The organism is Streptomonospora salina (assembly GCF_014204715.1).
In the GTDB taxonomy this organism is placed as follows: Bacteria; Actinomycetota; Actinomycetes; order Streptosporangiales; family Streptosporangiaceae; genus Streptomonospora; species Streptomonospora salina.
Genome location: NZ_JACHLY010000001.1, coordinates 1,953,637 through 1,978,167 on the forward strand (window position 1 = coordinate 1,953,637; position 24,531 = coordinate 1,978,167).

At 73.4% G+C, this 24,531-nt stretch carries 24 protein-coding genes; 3 read left to right on the forward strand and 21 right to left on the reverse strand.

Annotated elements, in window-relative coordinates:
- Nucleotides 1-12 precede the first annotated feature (12 nt).
- The 18 genes from HNR25_RS08750 to dacB all read right to left on the reverse strand — a co-directional run bounded on the left by HNR25_RS08750 (nucleotide 13) and on the right by dacB (nucleotide 19,873).
- The gene (locus HNR25_RS08750) at nucleotides 13-792 is read right to left on the reverse strand and encodes a type III pantothenate kinase (RefSeq protein ID WP_184634170.1); all 780 of its coding nucleotides are present in this window, start codon (nucleotides 790-792) and stop codon (nucleotides 13-15) included.
- A gap of 32 nt (nucleotides 793-824) precedes the next feature.
- Entirely contained in the window at nucleotides 825-3,428 is a 2,604-nt protein-coding gene (locus HNR25_RS08755; RefSeq protein WP_312862422.1) for an L-aspartate oxidase, read from the reverse strand.
- A 50-nt stretch (nucleotides 3,429-3,478) separates the two neighbouring features.
- Nucleotides 3,479-4,354 (reverse strand): pantoate--beta-alanine ligase, encoded by an 876-nt coding sequence (panC, locus tag HNR25_RS08760; protein ID WP_184634171.1) that lies wholly within the window; start codon nucleotides 4,352-4,354, stop codon nucleotides 3,479-3,481.
- Between the two features lie 31 nt (nucleotides 4,355-4,385).
- Nucleotides 4,386-5,276, reverse strand: coding sequence for a Rossmann-like and DUF2520 domain-containing protein (locus tag HNR25_RS08765; RefSeq protein WP_184634172.1), 891 nt, complete (start codon nucleotides 5,274-5,276; stop codon nucleotides 4,386-4,388).
- A gap of 283 nt (nucleotides 5,277-5,559) precedes the next feature.
- Nucleotides 5,560-5,802: a DUF320 domain-containing protein gene (locus HNR25_RS08770; RefSeq protein WP_184634173.1), complete on the reverse strand. Its 243-nt coding sequence runs from the start codon at nucleotides 5,800-5,802 to the stop codon at nucleotides 5,560-5,562.
- Nucleotides 5,803-6,181: 379 nt separating this feature from the next.
- Entirely contained in the window at nucleotides 6,182-8,356 is a 2,175-nt protein-coding gene (locus HNR25_RS27035) for a PH domain-containing protein (protein ID WP_376767487.1), read from the reverse strand.
- Between the two features lie 3 nt (nucleotides 8,357-8,359).
- Nucleotides 8,360-8,896 carry a PH domain-containing protein gene (locus HNR25_RS08780; RefSeq protein WP_312862423.1) on the reverse strand — a complete coding sequence of 179 codons (537 nt, stop codon included), beginning with the start codon at nucleotides 8,894-8,896 and terminating at the stop codon, nucleotides 8,360-8,362.
- Nucleotides 8,897-9,110: 214 nt separating this feature from the next.
- Nucleotides 9,111-9,629, reverse strand: a complete 519-nt coding sequence (locus tag HNR25_RS08785) for a DUF3180 domain-containing protein (RefSeq protein WP_312862424.1) — start codon at nucleotides 9,627-9,629, stop codon at nucleotides 9,111-9,113.
- Between the two features lie 43 nt (nucleotides 9,630-9,672).
- On the reverse strand, nucleotides 9,673-10,188 hold the full coding sequence (gene folK, locus HNR25_RS08790; RefSeq protein ID WP_184634174.1) for a 2-amino-4-hydroxy-6-hydroxymethyldihydropteridine diphosphokinase: 516 nt from the start codon (nucleotides 10,186-10,188) through the stop codon (nucleotides 9,673-9,675).
- A gap of 82 nt (nucleotides 10,189-10,270) precedes the next feature.
- Nucleotides 10,271-10,642 (reverse strand): dihydroneopterin aldolase, encoded by a 372-nt coding sequence (folB, locus tag HNR25_RS08795; RefSeq protein WP_312862425.1) that lies wholly within the window; start codon nucleotides 10,640-10,642, stop codon nucleotides 10,271-10,273.
- Nucleotides 10,639-11,097, reverse strand: coding sequence for a nuclear transport factor 2 family protein (locus HNR25_RS08800; RefSeq protein WP_184634175.1), 459 nt, complete (start codon nucleotides 11,095-11,097; stop codon nucleotides 10,639-10,641). The genes folB and HNR25_RS08800 overlap by 4 nt, the downstream gene beginning before the upstream one ends.
- Nucleotides 11,094-11,945 (reverse strand): dihydropteroate synthase, encoded by an 852-nt coding sequence (gene folP / locus HNR25_RS08805; RefSeq protein ID WP_184634176.1) that lies wholly within the window; start codon nucleotides 11,943-11,945, stop codon nucleotides 11,094-11,096. The genes HNR25_RS08800 and folP overlap by 4 nt, the downstream gene beginning before the upstream one ends.
- A gap of 323 nt (nucleotides 11,946-12,268) precedes the next feature.
- Nucleotides 12,269-12,859, reverse strand: a complete 591-nt coding sequence (folE, locus tag HNR25_RS08810) for a GTP cyclohydrolase I FolE (protein ID WP_184639027.1) — start codon at nucleotides 12,857-12,859, stop codon at nucleotides 12,269-12,271.
- A 35-nt stretch (nucleotides 12,860-12,894) separates the two neighbouring features.
- A complete protein-coding gene (gene ftsH, locus HNR25_RS08815; protein WP_184634177.1) occupies nucleotides 12,895-14,988 on the reverse strand; it encodes an ATP-dependent zinc metalloprotease FtsH in 2,094 nt (697 codons plus the stop codon).
- Between the two features lie 363 nt (nucleotides 14,989-15,351).
- Complete coding sequence (gene hpt / locus HNR25_RS08820; protein ID WP_184634178.1) at nucleotides 15,352-15,906, reverse strand: hypoxanthine phosphoribosyltransferase; 555 nt, start codon at nucleotides 15,904-15,906, stop codon at nucleotides 15,352-15,354.
- Between the two features lie 246 nt (nucleotides 15,907-16,152).
- Entirely contained in the window at nucleotides 16,153-17,175 is a 1,023-nt protein-coding gene (gene tilS / locus HNR25_RS08825) for a tRNA lysidine(34) synthetase TilS (RefSeq protein WP_184634179.1), read from the reverse strand.
- A gap of 25 nt (nucleotides 17,176-17,200) precedes the next feature.
- Entirely contained in the window at nucleotides 17,201-18,346 is a 1,146-nt protein-coding gene (locus HNR25_RS08830; protein WP_184639029.1) for an Rv3626c family coenzyme F420 biosynthesis-associated protein, read from the reverse strand.
- Nucleotides 18,347-18,511: 165 nt separating this feature from the next.
- A complete protein-coding gene (dacB, locus tag HNR25_RS08835; protein WP_312862426.1) occupies nucleotides 18,512-19,873 on the reverse strand; it encodes a D-alanyl-D-alanine carboxypeptidase/D-alanyl-D-alanine endopeptidase in 1,362 nt (453 codons plus the stop codon).
- Nucleotides 19,874-19,953: 80 nt separating this feature from the next.
- On the opposite strand from dacB, the gene HNR25_RS08840 reads away from it, so the two are divergent.
- The gene (locus HNR25_RS08840; protein ID WP_184634181.1) at nucleotides 19,954-20,481 is read left to right on the forward strand and encodes an inorganic diphosphatase; all 528 of its coding nucleotides are present in this window, start codon (nucleotides 19,954-19,956) and stop codon (nucleotides 20,479-20,481) included.
- Nucleotides 20,482-20,637: 156 nt separating this feature from the next.
- Here HNR25_RS08840 and HNR25_RS08845 read toward each other — a convergent pair whose 3' ends face one another.
- Nucleotides 20,638-21,303, reverse strand: coding sequence for a hypothetical protein (locus HNR25_RS08845; RefSeq protein WP_184634182.1), 666 nt, complete (start codon nucleotides 21,301-21,303; stop codon nucleotides 20,638-20,640).
- A gap of 736 nt (nucleotides 21,304-22,039) precedes the next feature.
- On the opposite strand from HNR25_RS08845, the gene HNR25_RS08850 reads away from it, so the two are divergent.
- Complete coding sequence (locus HNR25_RS08850) at nucleotides 22,040-22,576, forward strand: hypothetical protein (protein ID WP_184634183.1); 537 nt, start codon at nucleotides 22,040-22,042, stop codon at nucleotides 22,574-22,576.
- Nucleotides 22,577-22,603: 27 nt separating this feature from the next.
- Here the strand turns inward: HNR25_RS08850 and HNR25_RS08855 are convergent, their stop codons facing one another.
- Complete coding sequence (locus HNR25_RS08855) at nucleotides 22,604-22,972, reverse strand: hypothetical protein (protein WP_184634184.1); 369 nt, start codon at nucleotides 22,970-22,972, stop codon at nucleotides 22,604-22,606.
- 151 nt (nucleotides 22,973-23,123) lie between these two features.
- Complete coding sequence (locus HNR25_RS08860) at nucleotides 23,124-23,378, reverse strand: hypothetical protein (protein WP_184634185.1); 255 nt, start codon at nucleotides 23,376-23,378, stop codon at nucleotides 23,124-23,126.
- Nucleotides 23,379-23,660: 282 nt separating this feature from the next.
- Here HNR25_RS08860 and HNR25_RS08865 point away from each other — a divergent pair, with 282 nt between their 5' ends.
- The gene (locus HNR25_RS08865) at nucleotides 23,661-24,509 is read left to right on the forward strand and encodes an exonuclease domain-containing protein (RefSeq protein WP_184634186.1); all 849 of its coding nucleotides are present in this window, start codon (nucleotides 23,661-23,663) and stop codon (nucleotides 24,507-24,509) included.
- Nucleotides 24,510-24,531 lie beyond the last annotated feature (22 nt).

Below are 24,531 nucleotides of genomic sequence, written 5' to 3' on the forward strand. Positions count from 1 at the left end.
ACGCCTCCGCCGTCAGGAGTTGCGCTGGTAGACCAGGCGCAGACCCACGAGCGTGAGCCAGGGCTCGTGCACGTCCACCGTCTCGCATTCGCCGACCACCATCGGCGCCAGGCCGCCCGTGGCCACCACGGTCACCTCGTCGACGTCGTCGGTCAGCTCCTGGGCCATGCGGTCGACGATGCCGTCGACCTGCCCGGCGAATCCGAAGACGATGCCCGAACGCAGCGCCTCCGTCGTATTCTTGGCCACCACCGAGCGGGGCTTGACCAGCTCCACCATGTGCAACTGGGCACCCCGCCGCGACAGCGCCTCCACCGAGATGTCGATACCGGGCGCGATCGCGCCGCCCACGTACTCGCCCTTGGCGCTGACGGCGTCGAAGGTCGTCGCGGTACCGAAGTCCACCACCACGGCCGGCCCGCCGTACTGCTGCACCGCCGCCAGCGCGTTGACGATGCGGTCGCTGCCGACCTCCTTGGGGTTGTCCATGCGCACAGGCACCCCGGTCTTCACCCCGGGCTCGACGATGACCGCCGCGACGTCGCCGAAGTGGCGGCGGAACATCTCGCGCATCTCGTGCTGGACCGACGGCACCGAGCAGCACAGGGCGATGCCGTCGATCTGCCCGTCGCCGATGACGGAGCTGCCCCGGATCAGCCCGTGCAGTACGACGGCCCACTCGTCTGCGGTGCGGCGCGCCTCGGTGGAGACGCGCCAATGCTCGACCAGCAGCTCGCCGTCGAAGAGACCGAGAACCGTGTGCGAGTTGCCGACGTCGATCGCAAGGAGCATCTAAGGCCTCTCCTGGTGGATTGTGCAGGATCTCAGCGAATGTCCCGGAGATCGAGCGCGATGTCCAGCGCTGGGCTGGAATGGGTCAGCGCCCCTACCGCCAGATAGTCGACTCCCGTCGCGGCGACCTCCGCGGCGTCGGCGAACCGCAGTCCGCCGCTGGACTCCAGCCGCGCGCGCCCGGCCACCAGGGCCACGGCCGCGCGCAGCTCGCCGACCGTGAAGTTGTCCAGCAGGATCTCCTCGGCGCCCGCGGACAGGGCCGGCTCGATCTGGTCGATCCGGTCGACCTCGACCTCCAGGGGGACGCCGGGGAACGCGCTGCGCACCGCGCGCACGGCCGCGGCCACGCCGCCGGCGGCCACCACGTGGTTGTCCTTGATCAGCGCCGCGTCCGCCAGACCGAAGCGGTGGTTGACACCGCCGCCGCAACGCACCGCGTACTTCTCCAGCGCGCGCAGGCCCGGGTGCGTCTTGCGGCTGTCGCGGACCCGCGCCCGCGTGCCCGCCGCCGCCTCGACCCACCGGGCCGTCGCCGTCGCGATCCCCGACAGGTGGGTGAGGATGTTCAGCGCCGTGCGCTCGGCGGTGAGCAGGTCGCGCGTGCGGGCGGTCACGCTCATCAGCACGTCGCCGCGAGCCGCTGCGCCGCCGTCGGCGACGTGGCGCTCGACCTCCATGAGGCCGCCGGTGACCTCGGCGAAAACGAGCTCGGCCACCGCCAGCCCGGCCGGTACCCCATCGGCGCGCGCCACCACGTCGGCGGTGCGGATCTGGGTGGCCGGGATGGTGGCGGCGGTCGTGACATCGGCGCCGCGACCCCCGGACCCCCCGGGCAGGCTCAGGTCCTCGTCCAAGGCCGCGCGCACGCTCCGCAGCACACCTGCGGCGCCTCCGCCGCTGTGGCCACCGGAGCGGGCGAGCGCCGCCAGCTCGGCGCCGAGCGGACCCTCCAGCGGCGCCGACGCGACCGGCGCCTGCCCACGGGGCCCGTCGATCCCGACCCGGACGTTGATCCGGGCCGGGACCGGGGCCGCCGGTCCGTGCTCGGCGGCGCGGTCGTCGGCGCGGACCCGCAGCAGGGCCGCGCCGAGCAGCGTCGCGGCCACCGTGAACAGGTTCGTCGCCTCCCAGGAGGCCGTCCCGGGTTCGGCGGTGTCGTTGGCGGGGTCCGCGGCCACCGCGGCGAGCTCGCCGAGCGCAGCGCGCAGCCCCTCCTCGTCGCGCACCACGCCCGCATAGCGCGACATCACGGCGCGGATCCGGGACGCGTTCTCGGGGGCGACCAAGCCGCCCCGGCCTTCGGGCTCCGCCGCCGCAGGCAGCGGATCCGCGGCCGCCGCGGCGGTGCGCTCGGCCACGTCCCCGGCCGCGCGGTGGGCGAAGACCACGCTTTCCAGCAGCGAGTTCGAGGCCAGCCGGTTGGCGCCGTGGACGCCCGTGCGGGCGACCTCGCCGACCGCGTAGAGGCCGCTGACACCGGTGCGCCCCCGCAGGTCGGTGCGCAGCCCGCCGGAGGCGTAGTGCGCGGCGGGCGCCACCGGGATCAGGTCGGTCACCGGGTCCACACCGTGCTTGCGGCACGCGGCGAGGATGGTCGGGAAGCGCTCCTCCCACATCCGCGCGCCGAAGTGGCGCGCGTCCAGCAGCACGTGGTCGGCGCCGGTGCGCGCCATCGCCTCGGCGGCGCCCCGCGCGACCACGTCGCGGGGGGCGAGGTCGGCCGATTCGTGCAGGTCGGCCATGAAGCGTTCACCGTCGGTGTCCAGCAGGAACGCGCCCTCGCCGCGCACGGCTTCGGAGATCAGCGGCTGCTGGCCGCGCGCCTGCGCGCCCAGCCACAGCACGGTGGGGTGGAACTGGACGAACTCCAGGTCCTCGGCCGCGGCGCCGGCCCGCAGGCCCAGCGCCAGACCGTCGCCCGTGGAGACCTCGGGATTGGTGGTCGAAGCGAAGACCTGGCCGATGCCGCCCGTCGCGAGCACGACCGCGCGCGCCCGCACCCGGCCCACGCCGCCGCGCTCGCCCTCGCCGATGACGTGGACGGTGACGCCCGCGGCGGAGGGCTCCGCGCCCGGACCGGCGGGGCGAGCGGTCAGCAGGTCGGGGGCGAAGGCGTGCTCGATCACCTCGATGCGGGGGTCGGCGGTGACGGCGTGGATGAGCGCCCGCTCGATCTCGGCTCCGGTGGCGTCGCCGCCGGCGTGGGCGATGCGGCGGGCCCGGTGGCCGCCCTCGCGGGTCAGCGCCAGGCGGCCGTCGTCGGTGCGGTCGAACGCCGTACCGTGCTCGACCAGCCAGCGCAGCGCTTCGGGGCCGACGGTGACCAGCGTCCGCACGGCCTGCGGGTCGCACAGTTCCCGCCCGGCGACGACGGTGTCGACCATGTGCGACAGCGGCGCGTCGGACGGGTCGGTCACGGCCGCGATGCCGCCCTGGGCCCATCGCGTCGAACCGGTGGACAGCAGATCCTTGGTGACCAGCACCACCCGTCCCCGCGGGGATACCTCGGTGTAGCGCAGGGCGGTGCTGAGCCCGGCGATGCCGGATCCGACGACCACGGCGTCGGCCGACGCCGTCCACCCCGGTTCGGGGGCGGTCAGCCGGCGCGGCGGTTCGGGCAGCGTCTCCGACACCGCGGAGCCTCCTTTGCGGCGGGTGCCGCGCCCGTCGCCCGCGCAGCGGTTCACAGGGAGAGCGGCACGTTGTCGATCAGCCTGGTCCGCCCGACGCGTGCCGCCACGAGAAGCACGGCTTCGCCGCGGAAGTCGCCGGGGACCTCCGCGAACGTGGCAGCGTCGACCAGGGCCAAGTAGTCCACGGTGACCGGTGGGTCGCCCGCGGCGGCTTCGTCGAGGACGGCGCGGGCCGCACTGAGGATACCGACCGGGCCCGTCACGGACGCGTCCGCCCCCGCCAGCAGCGCACGGGACAGCGACAGGGCGCTGCGGCGCTCCTCGGGGCCGAGGTAGGCGTTGCGGCTGGAGGAGGCGAGGTTGTCGGAATCGCGCATGGTCGGCGCCGCGACGATGTCCACGGGCATGTTCAGGTCGCGGACCATGCGGCGCACCAGCGCGAGCTGCTGGGCGTCCTTCTGGCCGAACACGGCGACATCCGGCCGCACCAGGTTGAACAGCTTGCCGACCACGGTGAGGACGCCGCCGAAGAAGCCCGGGCGGAACTCGCCCTCCAGCACGCGGCCCATCTCGCCGGGGTCGACGCGCACGATCTGCTCGCCGGGGTACATGTCCTCCACCGACGGCGCGAACACCAGGGCGGCGCCCTCCTCGGCGCACACCCGCATGTCGGCGTCGAGGTCGCGCGGATAGCTCCCGTAGTCCTCGCCGGGGCCGAACTGCAGCGGATTGACGAAGACGCTGACCACGAGCGTGTCGGCCTGCTCGCGGGCGGCGGCCATCAGTGCGCGGTGCCCGCCGTGCAGTGCGCCCATGGTGGGCACCAGCGCCACGCGGCCTTCGGTTTTCGGGCGCAGGAAGGCCAGTTCATCGGGTGTACGGGCGAGCGCGGGGCCACCGCGGGGTGCGTCCGGTGCGTCGGTCATGGGGCTGTCTTTCCGGTTGCGGGGGATCGCCTCACGTCTGGAGGACGTCCAGCAGGCGTTCGGCGTCGTGGGGCTTGAGCAGTCCGGCGGCCAGCGCGCGGTCGGCGGTCAGGCGCGCCAGTGCCACGTAGGCCGGCACGCTTTCGGGCGAGTGCCGGTGCAGCTCGGCGAGGTGGGCGGAGACGGTTTCGGTGTCGCCGCGCAGAACCGGCCCGCTGAGGCCGTCCATGCCCAGCCGCAGCCCGTTGTCCAGGGCGGCGCCCAGCAGGGGGCCGAGCATGCGGGAGGGGTGCTCGACGCCGGCCGCCTGCAGCAGCGAAGCGCTTTCGGCGACCAGGGTGACCAGGTGATTCGCTCCCCCGGCCAGAGCCGTGTGGTAGAGGGTTCGGTGTTCCTCGGCGATCCACACGGGTTCGGCGCCCATCTCGACGACCAGGGCTTCGGCGATGGGGCGCAGCGCCTCGGGGGCGGTCGCGCCGAAGGAGCAGCTGGCCAGCCGGTCGACGTCCTCGTCGCGACCGGTGAAGGTCATCACGGGGTGCAGCGCGAGGGGCAGGCCGCCGGCGGCGGTCGCGGGCGCGAGGACGCTGTAGCCGTGAGCGCCGCTGGTATGCACCAGGAAGGTGCCGCCGACGTCGGTTCCGGTCTCGACGAGTCCGCGTACGAGCGGTTCGAGTGCGTCGTCGGGAACGGTCAACAGGACCAGGTCGGACTCGGCGACGACCTCGGCGGGCTCGGCCACACGTGCCGACGGCAGGCGCCGGCCCACGCGCTCGCGCGAGCCCTCGGATACCGCGGAGGCGGCCACCACCCGGTGGCCCGCCCGCGCCAGCGCCGCTCCCAGCACCGACCCGACCCGTCCGGCGCCGACGACGCCGACCCGCAGCCGCGCGGGCCGCTGGGCGTTCTCTGCCTGCTGCATCGCACCCCGTTCCAGTCCACTCGGGTACCGGACATCTGCGCGGCCAGCTTACTGACCGCCCGCGGTGCCCAGACCACACCGCCCGCCGACGGGGGTGCGCAGTGATCGGTGTCTCGCGCGAGCGCGGCCCGGGCTGCGGCCCGCCCCGGAGGCCCGGGGCGGCGCGATCGGCCTTTCCGCCGTTCAGGGAAGCCCTGAACAGCGCGAAGCCGGCGCCGCCCTGGGCGGCGCCGGCTCGCGGTGCTCGGCACTGCCTCCGCTCAGCGGGGGCAGGGAGCCGGTGCTACTCCCAGACCATCGCGCCGGACTTGTGGCAGGAGCCCCCGCCGTTGCCGAGGACGCCGATGCCGTTGCCGCAGACGTTGACCGGGACGTTCAGGTCGGCCACGACCTGGTTCCCGCCCAGGACCGAGCCGTTTCCGGAGGTCATGATGTCGTCGTCGGCAGACGCGCTCGGCGCGCTCGCGAGGATCGCGCCGGCCGCGGCGGCGGCGAGGGCACTGGCGGCCAGAGTCTTCTTCAGCACGTGGATTTCCCCTTGATCCAGGCCGGGCGGACACGGCCCACCCGACAGGTTCGACTGTACGTGAGAACGCGATTACCCCTCGCGTTCTGGTCACCAATCTAGTCACCGGCACGGGGGCTCGTCCCGCTTTTCGGCCAACTCGGCGAATACGAATAACTAGCTGCATTCATTCAGCCACTGTCCGTTGCGCCTATTGTCCTGACATTCCCCCACGAACCGCCGGGGACACCGGGGGTCGCGCGACACCGATCCGCTCCTCTAGTGATACACGCCACATCTGCCCAGGGGCCGGGGGACCCGCCGCAGGAGTCCGATCCCCGGCACAGCCGCGCGTGTCGCACCGGCGGACCGGCACGGGGCCGGGGAAGGCCGGGGACGGTCACGCCGACGGCGTGTCGCTGCGTGTCGCCCACCGTTCGGTGCCCGCGCTCCGCCGGCGGGCGGCGTGCCCGTACGCGGCGGTCCCCTCGGCGATGCGGCGCGCCTCGGCGATCTCGCGCCCGCTCGCGCGCGCCCGGATCGGACCGGGCGGGGTGTCGGCCTCGACATCGGCCACACCCCGCCTGCGGGCCAGCGGGCCGGCACTCAACCGCACGCTCTGCGTCCGCGTGTGCGGCACGATCTCGGTCACCCGGCAGACCAGCCCGCGGCAGGTGACGAACAACCGCTCGTCCACGCCGAGGGCGCCGTCGCGGGCCCGGCCGCTGCCCGCCGGGTGCATGGCCGTACGCAAGGCGTCGGTTCCGGGGAACAGTTCGCCGACCAGCAGATAGCCCAAGCGCCGCGGAACGACCGGGAGCAGGGTCGAGGAGTCCATCTGCCGCTCGCCGGCATAGCCGGCGACGTTGGCTTCGACACGCACGACGCCCAGCGCCCGCCACAGCACCGGTTCGACGATGCGCACCGCCTGCACCCGCCCCGGCGGCACCGTCTGCATGCGCGCCTGGAAGATCCCGTAGCGCAGCCGCAGTCCGTCCGGCGACAGGGACGCGTAGAAGTCGGTGTAGCGCACCAGCGGGCCCAGGAAGCCGCGCATCAGCCCCAGCAGCACGGGTACGGCGCCGCCGAGGACGCCCGCCTCGAAGTAGCCGGTGACCCCGACCGAGATCGCACCTGCGGCGATGAGCAGGACGAACAGCAGTACGCTGCCCAGCACGGGCAGCCGGAAGGCGAGCGCGCCCAGCAGCAGCCCGAAGGGCAGCCGGTAGAAGGGCCACTCCGGCGCCTTGGGCGTCGTCCCCGCGAGGCCGGCCGCGTGGGCCAGAAGCGCCGCCCGCAAGCGCTCCGCCCGCCCCCACGTCAGATACCGCAGCCGGACCTCGCTCGCGTCTCCCCCGGCCAGTTCCGCGCGCAGCTCGGCCAGCCCCAGGACCTGCATCAGCAGCGGCCGCACGACGTCGACGGCCTGCAGGCGGCTCAGCGGGATCTCGCGTGACGACCGCCGGATCAGCCCGGAATGCACGACCAGGTGGTCGTCGCGCAACCCGAAGGAGGAGACCCACCAGGACAGCAGGCTGAACGCGATCGCGGCGCAGGCCACCGCCAGCGTCATGAGCAGCAGCCAGCCCGGGCCCAGCTGGAGGACCACGGTCCCGGGCAGAGCGAGGAAGACGACGACGGCCAGGAGCACCTGCAGCACCACGGTGGCCCAGTGCGTGCGGTGGGCGCCGCGCGCGACGTCGGGTTCGCCGGACCGGTCCGGCGCGTCCTGCGGCTGGGCCTGGCGCTGCGGCTCGGATGGCGCGTCGGCCGTCGGGGGCAGGAAGCGCACGCGCCCGCCGCCGCGGGCGGGCGCGGGGCGGGGCCACGCGGCATCGGCCGCTCCGGAGTCCGCATCTCCGGAGTCCGCATCTCCGGAGTCCGCGGGTGCCGACCACGGCGCCGTGCCGGACGGCGATGACGGCGGCGGGAGGGGGTGCGCCTCCGGCGGGGGCTCGTGCGGTGTCTCGGGGGGCGCGGAGTCGGACGGCGCGCCGTCGGGGCCGCCGGCCGGGTCCGGGGCGTCGATCCGCGGCCACTGCCCGAGGCCGCCGGACGGCTCGGGCGGGCGCGCCCATGCCCGGGGCGGCAGCTCGTCGGGGCCGTCCCCGTCCGATCCCGCCTCGGAGGCCGACGGCGACGGGGGCACGATCCGGGGGGCGCCCCGGCTCTGCCGTGCCGCTTCCTCCGGGGTCTCCGCTCCGGGCGCGTCCGCGCCGCCGCCGTCCCGGTCACCGTTCCGGTTCCAGGCGTCGTCGCGGGCATCGTCACGGGCGTCGTCGCGGGCGGCGGCGTCCCCGGTGTAGTACGGGCGGTCCCGGACGGGGGGCGGCGCCACCTGCTCCACGCGGTGCGTGTCGGTAGGCGCGGTCACCGGGCGCAGCTCCGGCATTACGGAGCCGCCGCCCTCGGCGGTAGGGCCGGAGTCCCGTTCCGGCTGCTCTGCGGCGTCGGCCTCCGATCCGAACCACGTGGGTCCCGGGTCGGCCGGTTCTGCGGGTTCCGGTCGGCGGTCGCCGTCAGCGGACCGGCGTCCGGAATACGGACCGGGCTCGGTGCGGTCGGCGTCGCCCACGGCTCACAGCCCCGTCGAGAAGGTCTCGCTGCGTGCCGCCAGCCGGTCGCGCAGCTGCACGGCGTCGTCGAGGCGCAGACCCGGGATGCGGGTGTCGGCGGTCGTGGCCGCAGTGCGTACCTGGACCGTGGCCAGGCCCAGCGCCTGCTCCAACAGGTCGGAGGTGACGTCGACGACCTGCATGCGGCCGTAGGGGATCACCACGAGCTGGCGAGTGACCAGCCCGTACGTCAGGTACAGGTCCGTCGCGCCTTCGGCATAGCCCCAGGCTTCGCGGGCGGCTCCGGTCGCCCACCACCCCGCGGCCGCGGCGGCCGCGACGAGCACGGCCCAGACCGGGACCCACCACCAGGCGGCGAACCACAGCGCGGTGCCGACCAGCACGAGCGCGGGCACCAGCGCCGCCAGCAGGACCGTCCTGCGATACCAGGTCAGCGGGGCGCAGACGCGGCTCCACGACGTGCCCTCCGGAGCGGCGAAGGCCGCATCGATGCGGGCGGTACGGGATCCGCGCGCGCCGGGCGATCCGGCCGCGGACACGCCCCGGCCGGATCGCGGCCCGCTGTCCTGCGGGTCGGACCCGGCTTGCTGAGAAGAAGCCTCAGACGCGGCAAAGTCCACGATTCCAGTCAATCATCCCGATGCCACTCCGCGGCGCCACAGCACACGTGCCGGGCGAATCGGGTCGCGGGCCGGGCCGCCGGGCACCCTCCCGGCGCGCCGCCCCGGTATCCCCGGCCCCAGGGGCGGCGTATCAGGCCCGGGACCCGTTCGGATCGTCATCGCCCGGGACGCGGCACGAGTACTCCAGGAACAGTGCCGCGGCCAGCAGAACCACCGCCGACAGCAGGGTCCCTCCCGCCGTCAGCGCGTCGGTGCGCACGTCGACCGCGTTGAAGCGCTCCGCCAGAGCGGCCAGCATCCCGGCGAAGCCGCCGGCGGCCAGCGCCGCGAACACCACGCTGGCCTTGGCCAGTGCCAGCAGGCGGGCGGCGCTCAGCGGCTCCATCGGGACCGTGCCCGGATCCCGCCGGATCCGGCGCCGCGTGTGCACCGCAGCGATCGTCTCGGCGGCGGCGAGCAGCAGCAGCGTGGGGATCGCGCTCCACGGCAGCATCGGCAGCGAACCGTAGACCCGGTCGATCACCACGTAGCACAGCACGCCCGCCACCGCGGCCACCGCCGCCGGCACCCGCCAGTCCGTCGGCTTCAGGCGCCCTTCGCCGTCGCCGACCGGGTCGTCCTCGGGCCGGTCCTCGTTGTCGTCGTACACAGTCCTCACACCCTCAGCGGCCGCCGCGGCGCTCCCGCCGCGCTCACACCTGCAGCGCCAGATCGTCGCGGCGGTGCAGCTCCTGGCCTTCTATCCCGGCGAGCAGGTCGCGGACCGGGCCGCGGCCCGCGATCTCGGCGTCGGGGTCGACGTCGGCCCACGGGCGCAGCACGAACGCGCGCTCGTGGGCGCGCGGATGCGGGAGGGTCAGCCGCGCATCGTCGCTCTGCTCCCCGCCGACCGCGATGATGTCGACGTCCAGGGTCCGCGGTCCCCACCGCACGTCGCGCACGCGGCCCAGCGCCTCCTCCACCGACTGCGCGCGTTCCAGCAGTACTTCGGGGGGCATCCGGGTATCGGCGGTCACCACCGCGTTGAGGAAGGCTCCCTGGTCGGGGCCGCCCACCGGCGCGGTCTCGTAGACCGGCGACAGGGACACCGGAACCAGCTCCGGCGAGTCGAACAGCCCGTCCACGGCTCCCTGCAGCGCGGCGGGCCGGTCACCCACGTTGCTGCCCAGCGCCAGTACGGCCCGTCGCAGCACCGTCGTTGCGTTCATCGCCCACCCCTTGTCACGACGTGCGGAATGCGCCCTCGTCCCGAGGTTTCCGTTGCCGGCGGCTGCGTCCGGCCGCCCCCGCTCACCCGTTGTCGCGGACGACGGTGACCGAGATGTCGCCGAACGCGTGCGGGACGGGCGCGTTCGGCTTGTGCACCGTCACCTCGGCGCGGTGTACCCGCGGCTCGGACAGGCACACCGCCGCCAGCCGCTCGGCCAACGTCTCGATCAGCTGGACCGGTTCCCCCGTCACGACCGCCACCAGGCGGTCGGCGAGCTCACCGTAGTGCACCGTATCGGCGAGATCGTCGCTGCGCCCGGCCGCGGACAGGTCGAGCGCGAGTCCGACGTCGACGACGAAGTCCTGGCCGTCGCGCCGCTCGTGCTCCAGCACCCCGTGGCGGCCGCGGGCGCGCAGCCCGCTCAGCCGGATGCGGTCCCCGTCGCCGATCACAGGACGTCGCCGTCCTGGTCGGCGTCCTCGTCGTTCTCGTCGAGCATGACCGGCGAGGCGTGGTGCGACCACAGCCGCCAGCCCTCCGGGGTGTACACGAACATGTTCGTGGCCACGACCTGCCCGCCGGCGACGAAGCCGGGTTGGTCGTCCTCGGCGGTGAGGACGTTCTCCTCGCAGGTGACCATGGCCACCTCGCCGCTGACGCCGATATGGGTCTCGGTGAGCACGTACTGGATGTAGGGAACATTGGCCATGATCAGCGTCCACGCGCGCATGATCTCGGAGCGGCCGCGCAGCAGCGGCCAGCCGGGATTGACGCAGACGAGGTCGGGCGCCTCGTCCTCCTCGGCCCAGACACGGCGCATCAGGTCGATGTCGCCGTTCTCGATGGCGCCGTAGAACTGCGCGTTGGCCTCGGCCACGCGCTCCATGACCTCCTGGCGGGACTTCACACGCCGCTCCGGCCGATGAGCTCGCCGCGTCCTTCGTCGAGATCGGCTCCCCCGCTGTTCCACGCCGCGGCGACCCGGACCGCGTCGGCGTTGGGCCGCACGTCGTGCACGCGCACGCACCAGGCCCCCCGGGCCGCGGCAAGGGCCGTGAGCGCGACGGTGGCGTCGTCGCAGCCGGTGAATTCGCGCGGGTCTCCGTCGGCGTCGCTGAGCAGCCGGCCGAGGAAGCGCTTGCGGGAGCCTGCGATCAACAGTGGACGCCCCAAGTCGTCGAATCGGTCGAGGCGGGCGAGCAGTGCCCAGTTGTGGGCGCGGTCGGGCAGCTTGGAGAACCCCAGCCCGGGGTCGAGCACGATCTGGGCGGGGTCGACCCCCTCGTCGGCCATAGCCGACATGCGGTCGCGCAGTTCGTCGCGGACCTCTCGGACCACGTCGTCGTAGTGGGCCCGGTCCTGCATCCGGTGGCTGTGGCCGCGCCAGTGCATCAGCACGTAGGCGACGCCGGTCGTGGCGACGAGCCGGGCCATGGCCGGGTCGGCGAGTCCGCCGCTGACGTCGTTGACCAGCCGCGCGCCGGACTCGACGGCCCGGGCGGCGACCTCGGCCCGCATGGTGTCGACGCTGACGGCGACCCCTTGGCGTGCGAGCTCGCTCACGACCGGTCCCACTCGGCGCAGCTCTTCGTCCAGAGAGACCCGCTGGGCGCCCGGCCGGGTCGACTCGCCGCCGACGTCGACGATGTCGGCGCCGTCCCCGGCGAGGCGCAGGCCGTGCTCGATAGCGCTCGCGGTGTCGAACCGGGACCCGCCGTCGGAGAACGAGTCCGGCGTGACGTTGACGACGCCCATGACCAGGGACCGCCGGCGGACCGGGAGACCGGGCAGGTCCCGGCCGGTGGGGAACGGGGCGGGGACGGCTCCGGCGCCCTCCCCCTGCTCGGATCCGTTCGCTTCGCTAGCCGTGATCTTCTTTCCCTCCGTACGTGGGCCGCCGCGGCCGACGGGCGGATCTCGCGATCACCCTATGAGAACCCGGGCTTGCGCGGCGACCCGCCCCGTGATCGATCATGCCCGGCGCAACCGGGCCGGGTCGACCGGTTGCGCTCAGGGCCGAACGGACGCTCAGGGGGGGAGGGGCGACGGCCGGGGCCGGCGGAATGCGCCGGCCCCGGTCAGTCGTGCCCCAGGATCAGGCTCATCGCCTCGGACCGTGTGCGGTCGCGGTTGCGGAAGTCGCCGCGCACCGCCGACGTCACCGTCTTCGCACCGGGCTTGCGGACTCCGCGCATCGTCATGCACAGGTGCTCGGCCTCGATGACCACGATCACGCCGCGCGGGTCCAGATGGGCCATGATGCCGTCGGCGACCTGGGTGGTCAGCCGCTCCTGGACCTGGGGGCGGCGGGCGTAGACGTCCACCAGCCGGGCGATCTTGGACAGCCCGGTGATCTGGCCTTTGCTGTTGGGGATGTAGCCCACGTGCGCGCTGCCGTAGAAGGGCACGAGGTGGTGCTCGCAGGTGGAGTACAGCTCGATGTCGCGGATCAGCACCATCTCCTCATGGCCTGCCTCGAACACCGTGGTCAGCACGTCCTCGGGCTTCTGCCCCAGTCCCGCGAACTGCTCCTCGTAGGCCCGCGCGACCCGGGCGGGGGTGTCGCGCAGGCCGTCCCGTTCCGGGTCCTCGCCGATGGCCAGCAGGATCTCCCGGACCGCCTTCTCGATGCGCGCGTGGTCGACCTCGTGGTGTTCGGGCACGACCAGCGGGATGTCGTTGCCGGAGGCGGGGCCTTCGGCGCTCACGCCTGGTCCCCGGACTCGTCGCCGGGCTCGCCCGGCTGCCGCCCGCCGCCGTTCACACCGCCGGAGGGCCCGTCCTCGCGGTCGCCCCGCAGGTCGGACTCGTCCCAGGGCTCACCGCCGGAGTAGTCGCCCTGGCCGTTGCCCGCGGACACCTCGTCCAGATCGCGCCCGCCCAGCACCGCCATCTCCTTGGGCGTCTTGACGGGCGGACGCGACGAGGGCTGGCGCTTGCCGTATCCGGTGAAGGAGCCGCGCGACGGCCGCGTGGCCACCGGAGCGAAGATCTCCAGAACCTCCTCGCGGGACAGGGTCTCCTTGTCCAGCAGGTGCAGCACCAGATCGTCGAGGACGGCGCGGTACTCGGTCAGGACCTCCCAGGCCTCGTCGTGCGCCGACTCGATGAGGCGGCGCACCTCCTCGTCGATGACCGAGGCGATCTCCTCGGAGTACTCGCGTGCGTGCGACATTTCGCGGCCCAGGAACGGCTCGCTGTTGCCACTGCCGAACTTGCGCGCACCCAGCCGCTCGCTCATGCCGTACTCGGTGACCATATTGCGCGCCAGGCTGGTCGCCTTGTCGATGTCGTTGCCCGCACCCGTGGTGGGCTCGTGGAACACCATCTCCTCGGCGGCGCGTCCGCCCAGCATCATGGCCAGCTGGTCCATCATCTCCGAGCGCGACGTGAGGAACTTGTCCTCCGTCGGCACCGACATGGTGTAGCCCAGCGCCTGGCCGCGCGGCAGGATGGTGATCTTGTGCACCGGATCGGCGTGCGGCAGCGCATGGCCCACCAGGGCGTGTCCGCCCTCGTGGTAGGCGATCATCTTCTTCTCGGAGTCGGCCATCACGCGGGTCTTGCGCTCCGGACCCGCCATCACGCGGTCGATCGCCTCCTCCATCGTCGCCATGTCGATGGTGTTGCGGCCGGCGCGGGCCGACAGCAGAGCACCCTCGTTGACCACGTTGGACAGGTCGGCGCCGGTCATCCCGGACGTGCGGCGGGCGATGACTCCGAGGTCGACGTCGTCGCCCATCGGCTTGCCCTGCGCGTGGACCTTGAGGATGCCCTTGCGGCCCTCCATGTCGGGGCGGTCCACGACGATCTGGCGATCGAAGCGGCCCGGGCGCAGCAGGGCGGGGTCGAGGATGTCGGGCCGGTTCGTGGCGGCGATGAGGATGATGCCGCTCTTGATGTCGAACCCGTCCATCTCGACGAGCATCTGGTTGAGCGTCTGCTCCCGCTCGTCGTGGCCGCCGCCCATGCCGGCGCCGCGATGGCGCCCGACGGCGTCGATCTCGTCGACGAAGATGATGGCCGGCGCGTTGGCTTTGGCCTGCTCGAACAGGTCGCGCACCCGCGAGGCGCCGACGCCGACGAACATCTCGACGAAGTCCGAGCCGGAGATGGAGTAGAACGGCACCCCCGCTTCGCCCGCGACGGCACGCGCCAGCAGTGTCTTACCGGTGCCGGGAGGCCCGAAGAGCAGCACGCCCTTGGGGATCTTCGCGCCGATCGACTGGAACTTGGCGGGGTTCTGCAGGAAGTCCTTGATCTCGTGGAGTTCCTCGATCGCCTCGTCGGCGCCGGCGACGTCGGTGAAGGTGCTCTTGGGCGTGTCCTTGGTGATCAGCTTGGCCTTGGACTTGCCGAAGTTCATCACCCGGCCGCCGCCGCCCTGCATCTGGTTCATGATGAACAGGAAGATGGCGATGATGATGATCAGCGGCAGGAAGCTGAACAGCAGGGACACGAACATGCTGTCCTGGGGGACCTCGATGTCGTAGGAGCTGAGGTTGCCGTCCTCCTGGAGGTCCTCGAGCTGCTGCGCGATCTGGTCGCCCTGGCCGGCCACCCAGTTGGCCTCATAGACGTCGCCGTCGGTGGTCGTGACCTCGATCCGCTGTTCCTTGTCGATCAACTTGGCGTTGTCGACGTCGTCCTGGGAGACGATGTCGAAGACCCGGGAGGAATCGACCTTCTCCGGCTCCGAACCGGACCCCAGTCCGGTGAGCTGGAAAACGAGGATCATCATCAGACCGATGGCCAAGACCCACAGCCACGGCCCGCGGTACAAGCGCTTGAGATTCATCTATCCGGAACCCCGCTGGGTCCGTCCCTCCTGACCAGCCGGCTTGCCCCGAAAACCGCAGGGGTCGGCTCGGCCGCGGATGCCGGGTGCGGGCGCCTGTGCGCCGTATACCGAACCCGGGCCGCTCAGCCGAGAAGCCCCGTTTGGCCGCCGGAGGCGGAACCTATCGGACACGTTTCCTACATTCGCTGTGGTCGGTCTGCGGTGCTCGCGCAGCCACGGCAGTTGCCTACCACACCGGGATACTCGACGGTACACCCCGTTCATCACCGGGTGCACTCGCGCTCCTCCCGCGTTCGCGGACGGTGGAACCCCTCACGGCTCCAACGTGCGGAGCGGGGGTGGTTGTTCCCGCCCGCGCGGTCAGCCCTGGTAGACGTGCGGCGCCAGAGTGCCGATGAGAGGCAGGTTGCGGTATTTCTCGGCGTAGTCGAGCCCGTAGCCGACGATGAACTCGTTGGGCAGGTCGAATCCGACATAGCCCACGTCGAGCTCCACGTCGAAGGCGAGCGGCTTGCGCACCATCGTGCAGATCTCCACCGAGGCCGGGCCGCGCGACTTCAGGTTGCCCACCAGCCAGGAGAGGGTCAACCCGGAGTCGATGACGTCCTCGACGATCAGGACGTTGCGGTCCTTGATGTCGATCTCCAGATCCTTGAGGATCCGCACGACCCCCGACGACGTCGTGCCCGCCCCGTAGGACGACACCGCCATCCAGTCCATCTCGCACGGATGGTGCAGCTCGCGCGCGAGATCGGCCATCACCATGACGGCCCCCTTGAGGACTCCGACGAGCAGCAGGTCCTTCCCGGCGTAGTCGGCGTCGATCTCGGCCGCCATCTCGCCCAGCTTGGCGCTGATCTGGCTTTCGGTCACCAGGACCTTCTCCAGATCCTCGCCCATGTCTTTCGCGTCCACGCTTGGCTGACCTCGCTGCTCAGGTCGGGGTTGGAGAACATCCCCAGAATAGACGGGCGCCGGGGCGCCGGGATCCGCAGGTGCCCCGGCCCGGCCGGCCGGTCCGGGCCCCGGCCGGCGGCCGCGTCGGCGGCGCGGCCCCGCCGGGAGCGGCCCGCACTTCCGCCGTTCGCCGGGTTGCGGGAGACGGTGTGAGATTGGCTTCCTCCCCTCCGGCGGGTACGGCGCCGCACCCGCCGGCGCGGTTCACACCGAAGGCCCGGCGCCCCGGGGCTCCGGGCCCCCGGGGGCGCCGACGAAGGCGATCCGTCCCTCGCTGCGCAGTCCCCGGACTTTGCCGGGCAGGTCGACGTGCGCCTGCCCCCGCCAGTCGGACACCAGCCGGTCCAGTTCCGCCACGTGCACCGCGAACAGGGCCCCCGCCGGAGCGCCCGCCGCGACGGCGGCCCGGCGCAGCAGCCGGGTGCGCACGGCGCGGGGCAGCTCCGCCAGCGCGGCGACGTCCAGCGCAGCGTCCCCGCCCGTCCCCGACCGCACCCGCTCCTGGACCGCGTCGGCCCACTCGTCCAGCGCGTCGGCGTCGTCGCGCAGCAGGTCGGAGGTGCGGGCGAGCGCCTCGGCGACGCCCGGGCCCAACTCCCGCTCCAGCGTCGGCATCACCCGCGCGCGCACCCGCGAGCGCGCGTAGGCGGGGTCGGAGTTGTGCGGGTCGGACCACGCGGCCAGGCCCATGTCGGCGCAGGCGGTGTGCACCTGCGTACGCGGCAGCCCCAGCAGGGGCCGCAGGTAGTGTCCGCTGCGCTGCGGGATACCCGACAGCGAGCGGCCGCCGGAACCGCGCGCCAGCCGCAACAGCACCGTCTCGGCCTGGTCGTCGCGGGTGTGGCCGAGCAGCACGGCGTCGGCGCCCAGCCGCCGCGCGGCGTCGTCCAGAGCCCTGTAGCGGGCGGTGCGGGCGGCGCTTTCGGGACCGCCCTCGGCGCCGACGTGCACGGCCGCGCTCTCGGCCGGGTCCAGACCGAGCCCGCGCATCGTCGCCACGACCTCGGCGGCCCGCTCGCCCGAGCCGTCCTGGAGTCCGTGGTCGACCGTGATTCCGCCCGCGCGCAGCCCCATCCGGGGGGCGGCGAACGCGGCGGCGCCCGCCAGCGCCAGCGAGTCGGCGCCGCCGCTGCAGGCCACCAGGACCAGGGCGCCGGAGTCCACCCGGGACAGGGCGCCGCGGACGGCGCGGCGGGCCGCGGCGACAGCGGGAGGCGGGCCGGTCACTGCGGGCCTCCCGCCGCCGGGGGTGTCACTCCCGCGGCGGGCCGCCCGCGGTTCCGCCGCCGGGCGACAGGCCGGCGGGGCCCTCGCCGAACTCCTGCGGGAGGGCTGCGGGCCGCACGACGCGGTCGATCCAGGCGTCGGGGTTGCGGATCTCCTTCAGCGTCGGAAGGGTCTCGGGCGACTCCCATACGCGGTTGAACTCGGCCATGCCGACCCGGGTGACCACGGTGCGCACGAAGGCCGCGCCCTCTTCGTACTGCTTCATCTTGAGGTCGATGCCCAGCAGCTGGCGGATGACCTTGTCGACGCGGTTGGCGCCCTCGCGGCGGCGCTGGAAGCGGCGCCGGATCTCGGCGACGCTGGGCACGACCTCGGGGCCCACAGCGTCCATGACGTAGTCGCCGTGGCCTTCGGCGAGGCTCATGACCGCGGTGATGCGGTCCATGATCTCGCTCTGCTCCTCGCTCTGGAACGCCTCGATGAGGTTGGCGTCGCCACCGCGCAGCACCTCGGCCACGGCGTCGCCGGCCGAGCGCAGCCGGTCGATCAGCTGGCCGGCGTCGACGTTGGAGGCCAGCAGCATCTCCTGCATCTGCTCCTGCACGTAGTCGCGCAGCCAGGGCGAGGAGGTGAACTGCACGCGGTGGGTCTCCTCGTGCAGGCACACCCACAGCCGGAAGTCGTGCGGGTCCACGTCGAGCTCGCGCTCGGTGTGGACGATGTTGGGGGCGACCAGCGTGAGCCGCCCGGTCGGCGCCCTGCCGTCGGGGTCGGGCGGCAGGAACAGCTCGTACTGGCCCAGCACCCGGCCGGCGAGGTAGGACAGGACGGCGCCCAGCTGGACGCCGGTCACGCGGGAGCCGACGGCGGTGGTGAGGTTGCCGGCGGTGCCGCCGGTCAGCCGTTCGCCGCCGAGGCGGTCGAGGACGGGCTCCAGCACCACGCGGAAGCCGGCGACATTGGCCTTGATCCAGCCCGGCCGGTCGACGACGGCCGCCGGCCCGCCCGGTTCGAGGGGTTCCATACCGGTGAACTCGCGCACGTGGCCCTGGGCGGTGGCGGACAGCTCACGCAGCTGCGCCACGGCCTGGCGGGCGTCGGCGAGGTCCACCTGCGGACCGGGCCTCACGAGTCGGACACCGGTGCTGACGGCTACGTCCCAGTCGATCAAACTCACGTGTTCACCGTACCCACGAAACCGCCGAATGGGCGTGCGACGCGGGGATTTCGGGGTTTCCTCGGGGAAGTCCCCGAGGCCGCGCACGTCCGCGCCGGTGGGGCCCCGTCCCCCGATCCGCCGCCGGCCCGTCTCCGACGGCCCGGCGGCCTCCCCCGGTTAGCGGCAGCCGCACTCGGCGAGCGCCGCGGCGAAGGCGTCGAGGTCGCTGCCCAGTGCGGCGGGGTGGTTGGCGATGAACGCGAACACCAGCAGCCGTCCGTCGGCGTCGTAGACGGTACCCGCGAGGGCGCTCACGCCGTTGAGGGTGCCGGTCTTGGCCCGGACGCGCCCCGCACCCGCCCGGGATCCCCCGGCCTCGGAGTAGCGGTCGTCGAGGGTTCCGGTGAAGTGGGCGGTAGGCAGGCCGGCGACGAGGGAGTACAGGTCCGGCCGCTGCGCATCGGCCGACATCCGCAGCAGCGCGACGAGCGCCTCGGGCGCGATCCGGTTGTCGACCGACAGTCCGCTGCCGTCCTCGACGTGGACGCCCTCCACTCCCAGTTCGTCCAGCACGTCGGCCACGCCCTCGGACGCGCCGGCGAAGGAGGCGTCGTAGCCCTGTGCCAGGCCGACCTGGCGGAACAGCGCCTCGGCGATGTTGTTGGCGCTTTCCAGCAGCATCCACTCGACCAGGGAGGACATCGGCGGCGACTGCACAGCGGCGACGGCGTCGGCGTCCTCGGGCGCCTCTGCGGGGCTGGGCCCGCCGTCGACCTCCACGCCCGCGGCCTCCAGCCGCTCGGCGAAGGCCTCGGCGGCGGCGCCCGGCGGATCGGCGACGCGGTCGCTGTAGTGGTCCGACGGGTCGAGGCGGCCGCCGTCGAGCATCAGGGCGTGCACGGTCGCGACGTTGCCGCCGTCGACGTAGCCCGGTTTCCAGCCCGGCCCCGTGTCGGAGCCGCTGTAGAGCGAGTCGTCGTAGCTGAGCTCCACGGAGCCGGCGCCCGACTCCTCCAGCGCGGCGGCGGTATCGGCGGCCAGCTGTTCCAGGGTGGCCGGACGCGGATAGCGGTCCTGGTCACGGGTCACGGTGAGGGTGGGGTCGCCGCCGCCGACGAGGACGATCCCGCCGTCGCCGTCGCGGACCACCTCGGTGGTCAGCCGCGCGTCGGGGCCCGCGGCGTGGAGCACGGCGGCCCCGGTGACGATCTTGGTGGTGGAGGCGGGGACGGCTCCGTGGCCCGCATCGCGCCCGTAGAGCCGTTCGCCGGTGCGGGCGTCGGCCACATAGGCGTAGAGGCCGTCGGCGACGCCGGAACCGGCCGTGGGATCATCGAGCTTGTCCCGGAGCCGCTCCGGATCCACCTGGGCGGCGTCCTGCTGAGCCGTGTCGGGCGCGTCCTCGGCGAAGGCGACAGGATAGGGCATCGCCGCGGGTGGGCGGGAGTCGATGATGTCGATCGCGACAACACCCGCCACCAGCACGAATATGTTGAGGACGGCCAACGCGGACAGCGCTCGGGCCCGTACCTGCCGCACCCCGCACCTGCCTTCCGTTGGCATACGACGACCTTTGACTGTTTGTAGCGACACTAGCCGCAGAGGAAGCCGAGAACAGCATGGAATTCGACGTCACGATCGAGATCCCCAAGGGCGAGCGCAACAAGTATGAGATGGATCACGAGACAGGACGGATCCGTCTGGACAGGATGCTGTTCACGTCGACGAGCTACCCGGCCGACTACGGGTTCATCGAAGGCACGCTCGGCGAGGACGGCGACCCGTTGGACGCGCTCGTCCTGCTGAAGCACCCCACCTTCCCCGGGTGCCTGATCCGCTGCCGGGCCGTGGGCATGTTCCGCATGCGCGACGAGGCCGGCGGCGACGACAAGGTGCTGTGCGTACCGGCGACCGACCCGCGCATGGAGCACCTTCGCGACATCCACCACGTGAACGAGTTCGAGCGCCTGGAGGTCGAGCACTTCTTCAGCGTCTACAAGGACCTCGAACCCGGCAAGTCCGTCGAGGGCGCCACATGGGTGGGCCGCCACGACGCCGAGCAGGAGGTCCTCGGCTCGGTCAAGCGCGCCGAAGAGGCCGGCGGGCACGGCGACACTTCCCACATCAAGCTGAGTAAAGCCGAGTAGGCGGGCGCCGACGGATCACGGGCGCCTCCGCCGTCCGCCGGCTGCGGCCGGCGCGTGCGGGGACCGCGATGCGGACGACCGTCGCCGGGCGTGCCGGTCCCAGGGGTGGTGGCACGCTTCCGGCTGTCTCGCCGCAGCTCTCCGCGCGGTCGGGGATCAGTCCGCGCGCAGGTGGCGCTCGATCCGCTCGGTGACGCGCTCGATCCGCTCGGCGGAGAGCACGGCGTCCCGGGCGAGGATGTGCCGGATAGCGGGGCGGGGGCGCGCCAGCAGCACCCGCCCCCATTCGACGACCGGCCGCGGTCGCCGCCCGGAGACCAGCACCACCGCCGTCGCCGCCGGGACGTGGGCGTGCCCGGGGCCCGTCTCGGAAGCCAGCAGGCGGTCCATGCGGGCCGACTGCGCCGCCAGGCGTTCGGCGATCCGGTCGACCGGCATTCCGCCGACGCGCCAGCCGTGGCGACCGTCCGGCGCGGCCGGACGGCGCGTGGCCGCGAGCAGGAACACTCCGCCGGGCCCGACCGCCACGTAGCGGGCGGCGCCGTCGGGTACCAGCCGGTAGCCGCCGCCGCGCAGTTCCCGGAGTGCCGAGCGCGATCCGTTTGCGCCGGAGGGCGTGCGCCGGTTCGCCGCGTCGAGCAGGACGTAGCTGAAGGCGGTCAGGCCCGCCACGAGCACGCCGGCCCGCACGCCCAGGAAGCCGGCGGCCATGACCCCTGCGGCGGCCGAGATCAGCGCGCGTACCGCGATCCGGGCCCATCCGCCGTCGGGTGCGGCGGAGCGACCGGATCCGCCCGGCCGGCCCGCTCCATCGCCCCCCAACGATCACCTCCGGCGCGACCTGCGCGAACAGGCGCGCACTCGTTCCCGTTCCGCTCCCCCGTGCCGTCCTTCCGGCGGCCCGCCGGACGCCGCGCGGAGCGTCCGGCGCAGCGGCGCGGGGCGGCGACGCGCGCTCGGTCCGACCGCCGGCGCCGCGGGCGCCGTGCGCCGGTGCGCGCCGCAGGACCGCGACCATCCCCCGGATTCCGGTCTTTAGCGGCCTCTTATGCCATCACCGAATCAGGCGGCGTCGCAACGCGTTTACCTAAAACCGGTCCGAACTCATCCCGTAATTCCGGGCCGTGCGCTGCGGGTCCCGCCGGTGGGCGGGCCGAGGCGCATCCGGGGTGCGGCGCGCGTGTCGCGGCGTGATGCGGGCGACACTCCGATCGCGCGGTCGGCGCTTGACACTCGGCGCGGGGCTTGGTGTTCTTAGCGGTATGCATCCGCGCACCCGTTCTGATCGGCCCTTCATGGCTCGCAGCGCCCCCGCCGGCGCTCGCCGTGCGGTCGGTGCGCGGTGCCTGTGTCGCTGTCCGGCCCGCCGCTGAGCACCGCTGAACCGCGGCGCGCCGCAGGCACCGCCTGACGGCGCTTTCTGTACGCACCGCCGGTCCCGCCGCGCCGACGTGTGTCGGCACCCGCCCGCGGACCCCGGCACCAGGCCGGACCGGCCCCCGGTTTGCAGCTCCGGCGCCGCGCGCCGAGCACTCCCTACGTGAGGACGGCTTCACCCATGACCCGCGAAACCGCAGCTACCGCGACCGTCGACGAACACGCCCGGGCGCGGGACGACCACGCACGGCGACCGTCGTCCTCGCCCGAAGGCATCGGCGACATCGTGCTCGCCGGACACCCCGCGCCCTATCCGCACTTGCGGTCCCGCAGCACCCCCACCATCGGACGGCTCGCCTCCGCCGCCCGCACCGCCGCCTCGGCGCTGGCACAGTCGGCGCCGCAGTCCCGGAGCACGGGGCGGTGGCAGCCCGCACCGCGCCGGGCCCGCCGCGTCGTGACCGGGCGGATGCGCGTCAGCACACTGGTCCTGGAACCCGACGGGTTCGCCGCCGTGCCGTCGCGGAGCCCCCGTGACGCGGCCGTGCTGCACGTGGCACAGGGCAGCGTGCACATGGTCACCGTCGCACCCGACCACCGGATGCAAGCGGTCCAGGAGTTGGACGGCGAGCGCGCCCGGGTACTCGGGTCGGGCGACGGCCACCGGCTCATCAACACCGGCGACGAACCCGCAGTCGTCGTGCGCATCACCGGTTGAGGCCGGCGCGCGGCGGCCGGCGCACGGCTAGTCGGTGCCGCCCGCCGCCGCACGCAGGGCCTCGTCGACGGCCTCGATCGACCGCAGCAGGGCCGCCATGCGCTTGCCTTCGGCCTGATAGGCGTGCATGACCTGGTCGACGGCGTGCTGGGGCAGGTAGTCGCGAAGCTCCACGCGTGCGGCGCGGTAGCCCTGGCGCGCACCCTCCAGCGAGGACGCGACGTGCTGGCGCGCCAGCCGCGAAAGCGCCACCGGATGCCGCCGCAGCACCCCGTGCAACCGGTAGTCGGCGGGCACGTGATCGAACAGCCAGACCGTGGCGGTCTGCTCGAACGACTCCGACCCCGGCGGATGCACGCTCTCCGGCCAATCCGGGGATAACCGCTGCTCAGGCATACCACGATCCTACCCGAGCACGTACACGTGTTCGATTCCGGGATCACGGGCGACGGACTTCCGGGAGATCACGGGGCACCGGGACGACGGGATCCGGCCACCGGCCGCGGCGTCGCCGCGGCCGCGCCCGCCCCGGCGCCGCTGCGGCGGTCTACTCCGGCGGCTCCTGCGGGGAACCCGCCGGCCCCGCGGACTCGCCGGACGGCTCCCCGCCCTTCGACTCCTCCTCGCCCGCGCGCCGCTCGGCCTCGACCCGGAGCGCGTATTCCGCGGCGTCCACGGCGGCACGCGCGGTGATCGCGTTGGTGTGCGCCCGCTCCACATCGTCGAGCTGGATGCAGTCGAACGACACGCGCGCGTCGTGGATGGCGGCTTCGAGCTGGCGTCCTGCCTCGTCCAGGCTCACGGTCTCCCCTTCCCTTCGGCGTGCGGCCTCGTCCGACCGCGACGTCCGGCCTCGGGTCCTCCATGCGCGAATCCGTCGCGAGGAGCCGCACGTTGGATATGTCTACCCGTGTGGCCTGCGGATCATGTCGTGCCCTGCGTGACTCCCCCGCCCATCGGCGGCACCCGGTGCCGACCCGCATGCCGGCCCCCATGCCGACCCGCCCCGTCCGGCCGTCGGCGGCGGGGAACGTCACCGGCCGCGGCTAGCATGACCGGGATCCGATGAGAGCAGGGAAGTACGATGCGCAACCGCTACCCGGGAAATTGCACCTCCTGCGGCACCCCCGTCGCGGCCCAGGCCGGAGTCGTCCTCAACCAGGACGGGCGGTGGCGCACCTACTGCGCCGAGCACGAGCCCCGTCCCGAACCCCCGCCGCGCGGCGACCACCTCGGCTGGCACACCGGCCCGCTCGCCGGCTACGACTGCGAGACCTCCGCACGCGATCCCCACACGGCCTTCCTGGTCTCGGCCGCCTTCGTCGACTCCGCCGGCAGCGAACGCACGTGGCTGGTCGACCCCGCCGACCGCGAGATCCCCGAGGAGGCCATCGCCGTCCACGGCATCACCAACGAGCGCGCCCGCGACGAGGGGATTCCGGCGGCCAAGGCCCTGGACGAGATCGCCGAGGCCCTCAGCGCCCACCTGCTGTCCGGGAACGGCCTGGCGGTCTTCAACGCCCCCTTCGACCTGACGGTGCTGGCCGGCGAACTGCGCCGCCACGAGCTCGCGCCGCTCAGCGAGCGCCTCGGCGCCGACACCGTCTCCCCCGTCCTCGACCCCCTGGTCATCGACCGCGGAAGCGACCCCTACCGGCGCGGCCCCCGCAACCTCGCGGCCATGTGCGGGTTCTACGGCGTCAGCCTTGAGGGCGCGCACACCGCCGTGGGCGACGCGTCGGCCTGCCTCACGCTGGCGTGCGAGATCGCGGCGCGCCGCCCCGACGTCGCGGCGCTGGATCTGCAGACGCTGCACCGGCGCCAGATCGAATGGGCCGCGGCCTACGCCCGCAGCCGCCAGGAATGGCTCGACAAGCGCCGCCCCGGCCACGGCACCGTCGTCGACGGCACCTGGCCCTGCACGACCGGCTGAGCGCCGCTGAGACGGTCACCCG

What these genes read in the sequence shown, in the direction of transcription:
- HNR25_RS08750 (WP_184634170.1), bottom strand. Translation starts at nt 792, where the DNA reads ATGCTCCTTGCGATCGACGTCGGCAACTCGCACACGGTTCTCGGTCTC.
- panC (WP_184634171.1), bottom strand. Translation starts at nt 4,354, where the DNA reads ATGACCGACGCACCGGACGCACCCCGCGGTGGCCCCGCGCTCGCCCGT.
- HNR25_RS08765 (WP_184634172.1), bottom strand. Translation starts at nt 5,276, where the DNA reads ATGCAGCAGGCAGAGAACGCCCAGCGGCCCGCGCGGCTGCGGGTCGGC.
- folK (WP_184634174.1), bottom strand. Translation starts at nt 10,188, where the DNA reads ATGAACGCAACGACGGTGCTGCGACGGGCCGTACTGGCGCTGGGCAGC.
- folP (WP_184634176.1), bottom strand. Translation starts at nt 11,945, where the DNA reads ATGGGCGTCGTCAACGTCACGCCGGACTCGTTCTCCGACGGCGGGTCC.
- ftsH (WP_184634177.1), bottom strand. Translation starts at nt 14,988, where the DNA reads ATGAATCTCAAGCGCTTGTACCGCGGGCCGTGGCTGTGGGTCTTGGCC.
- HNR25_RS08840 (WP_184634181.1), top strand. Translation starts at nt 19,954, where the DNA reads ATGGAATTCGACGTCACGATCGAGATCCCCAAGGGCGAGCGCAACAAG.
- HNR25_RS08850 (WP_184634183.1), top strand. Translation starts at nt 22,040, where the DNA reads ATGACCCGCGAAACCGCAGCTACCGCGACCGTCGACGAACACGCCCGG.
- HNR25_RS08855 (WP_184634184.1), bottom strand. Translation starts at nt 22,972, where the DNA reads ATGCCTGAGCAGCGGTTATCCCCGGATTGGCCGGAGAGCGTGCATCCG.
- HNR25_RS08865 (WP_184634186.1), top strand. Translation starts at nt 23,661, where the DNA reads ATGCGCAACCGCTACCCGGGAAATTGCACCTCCTGCGGCACCCCCGTC.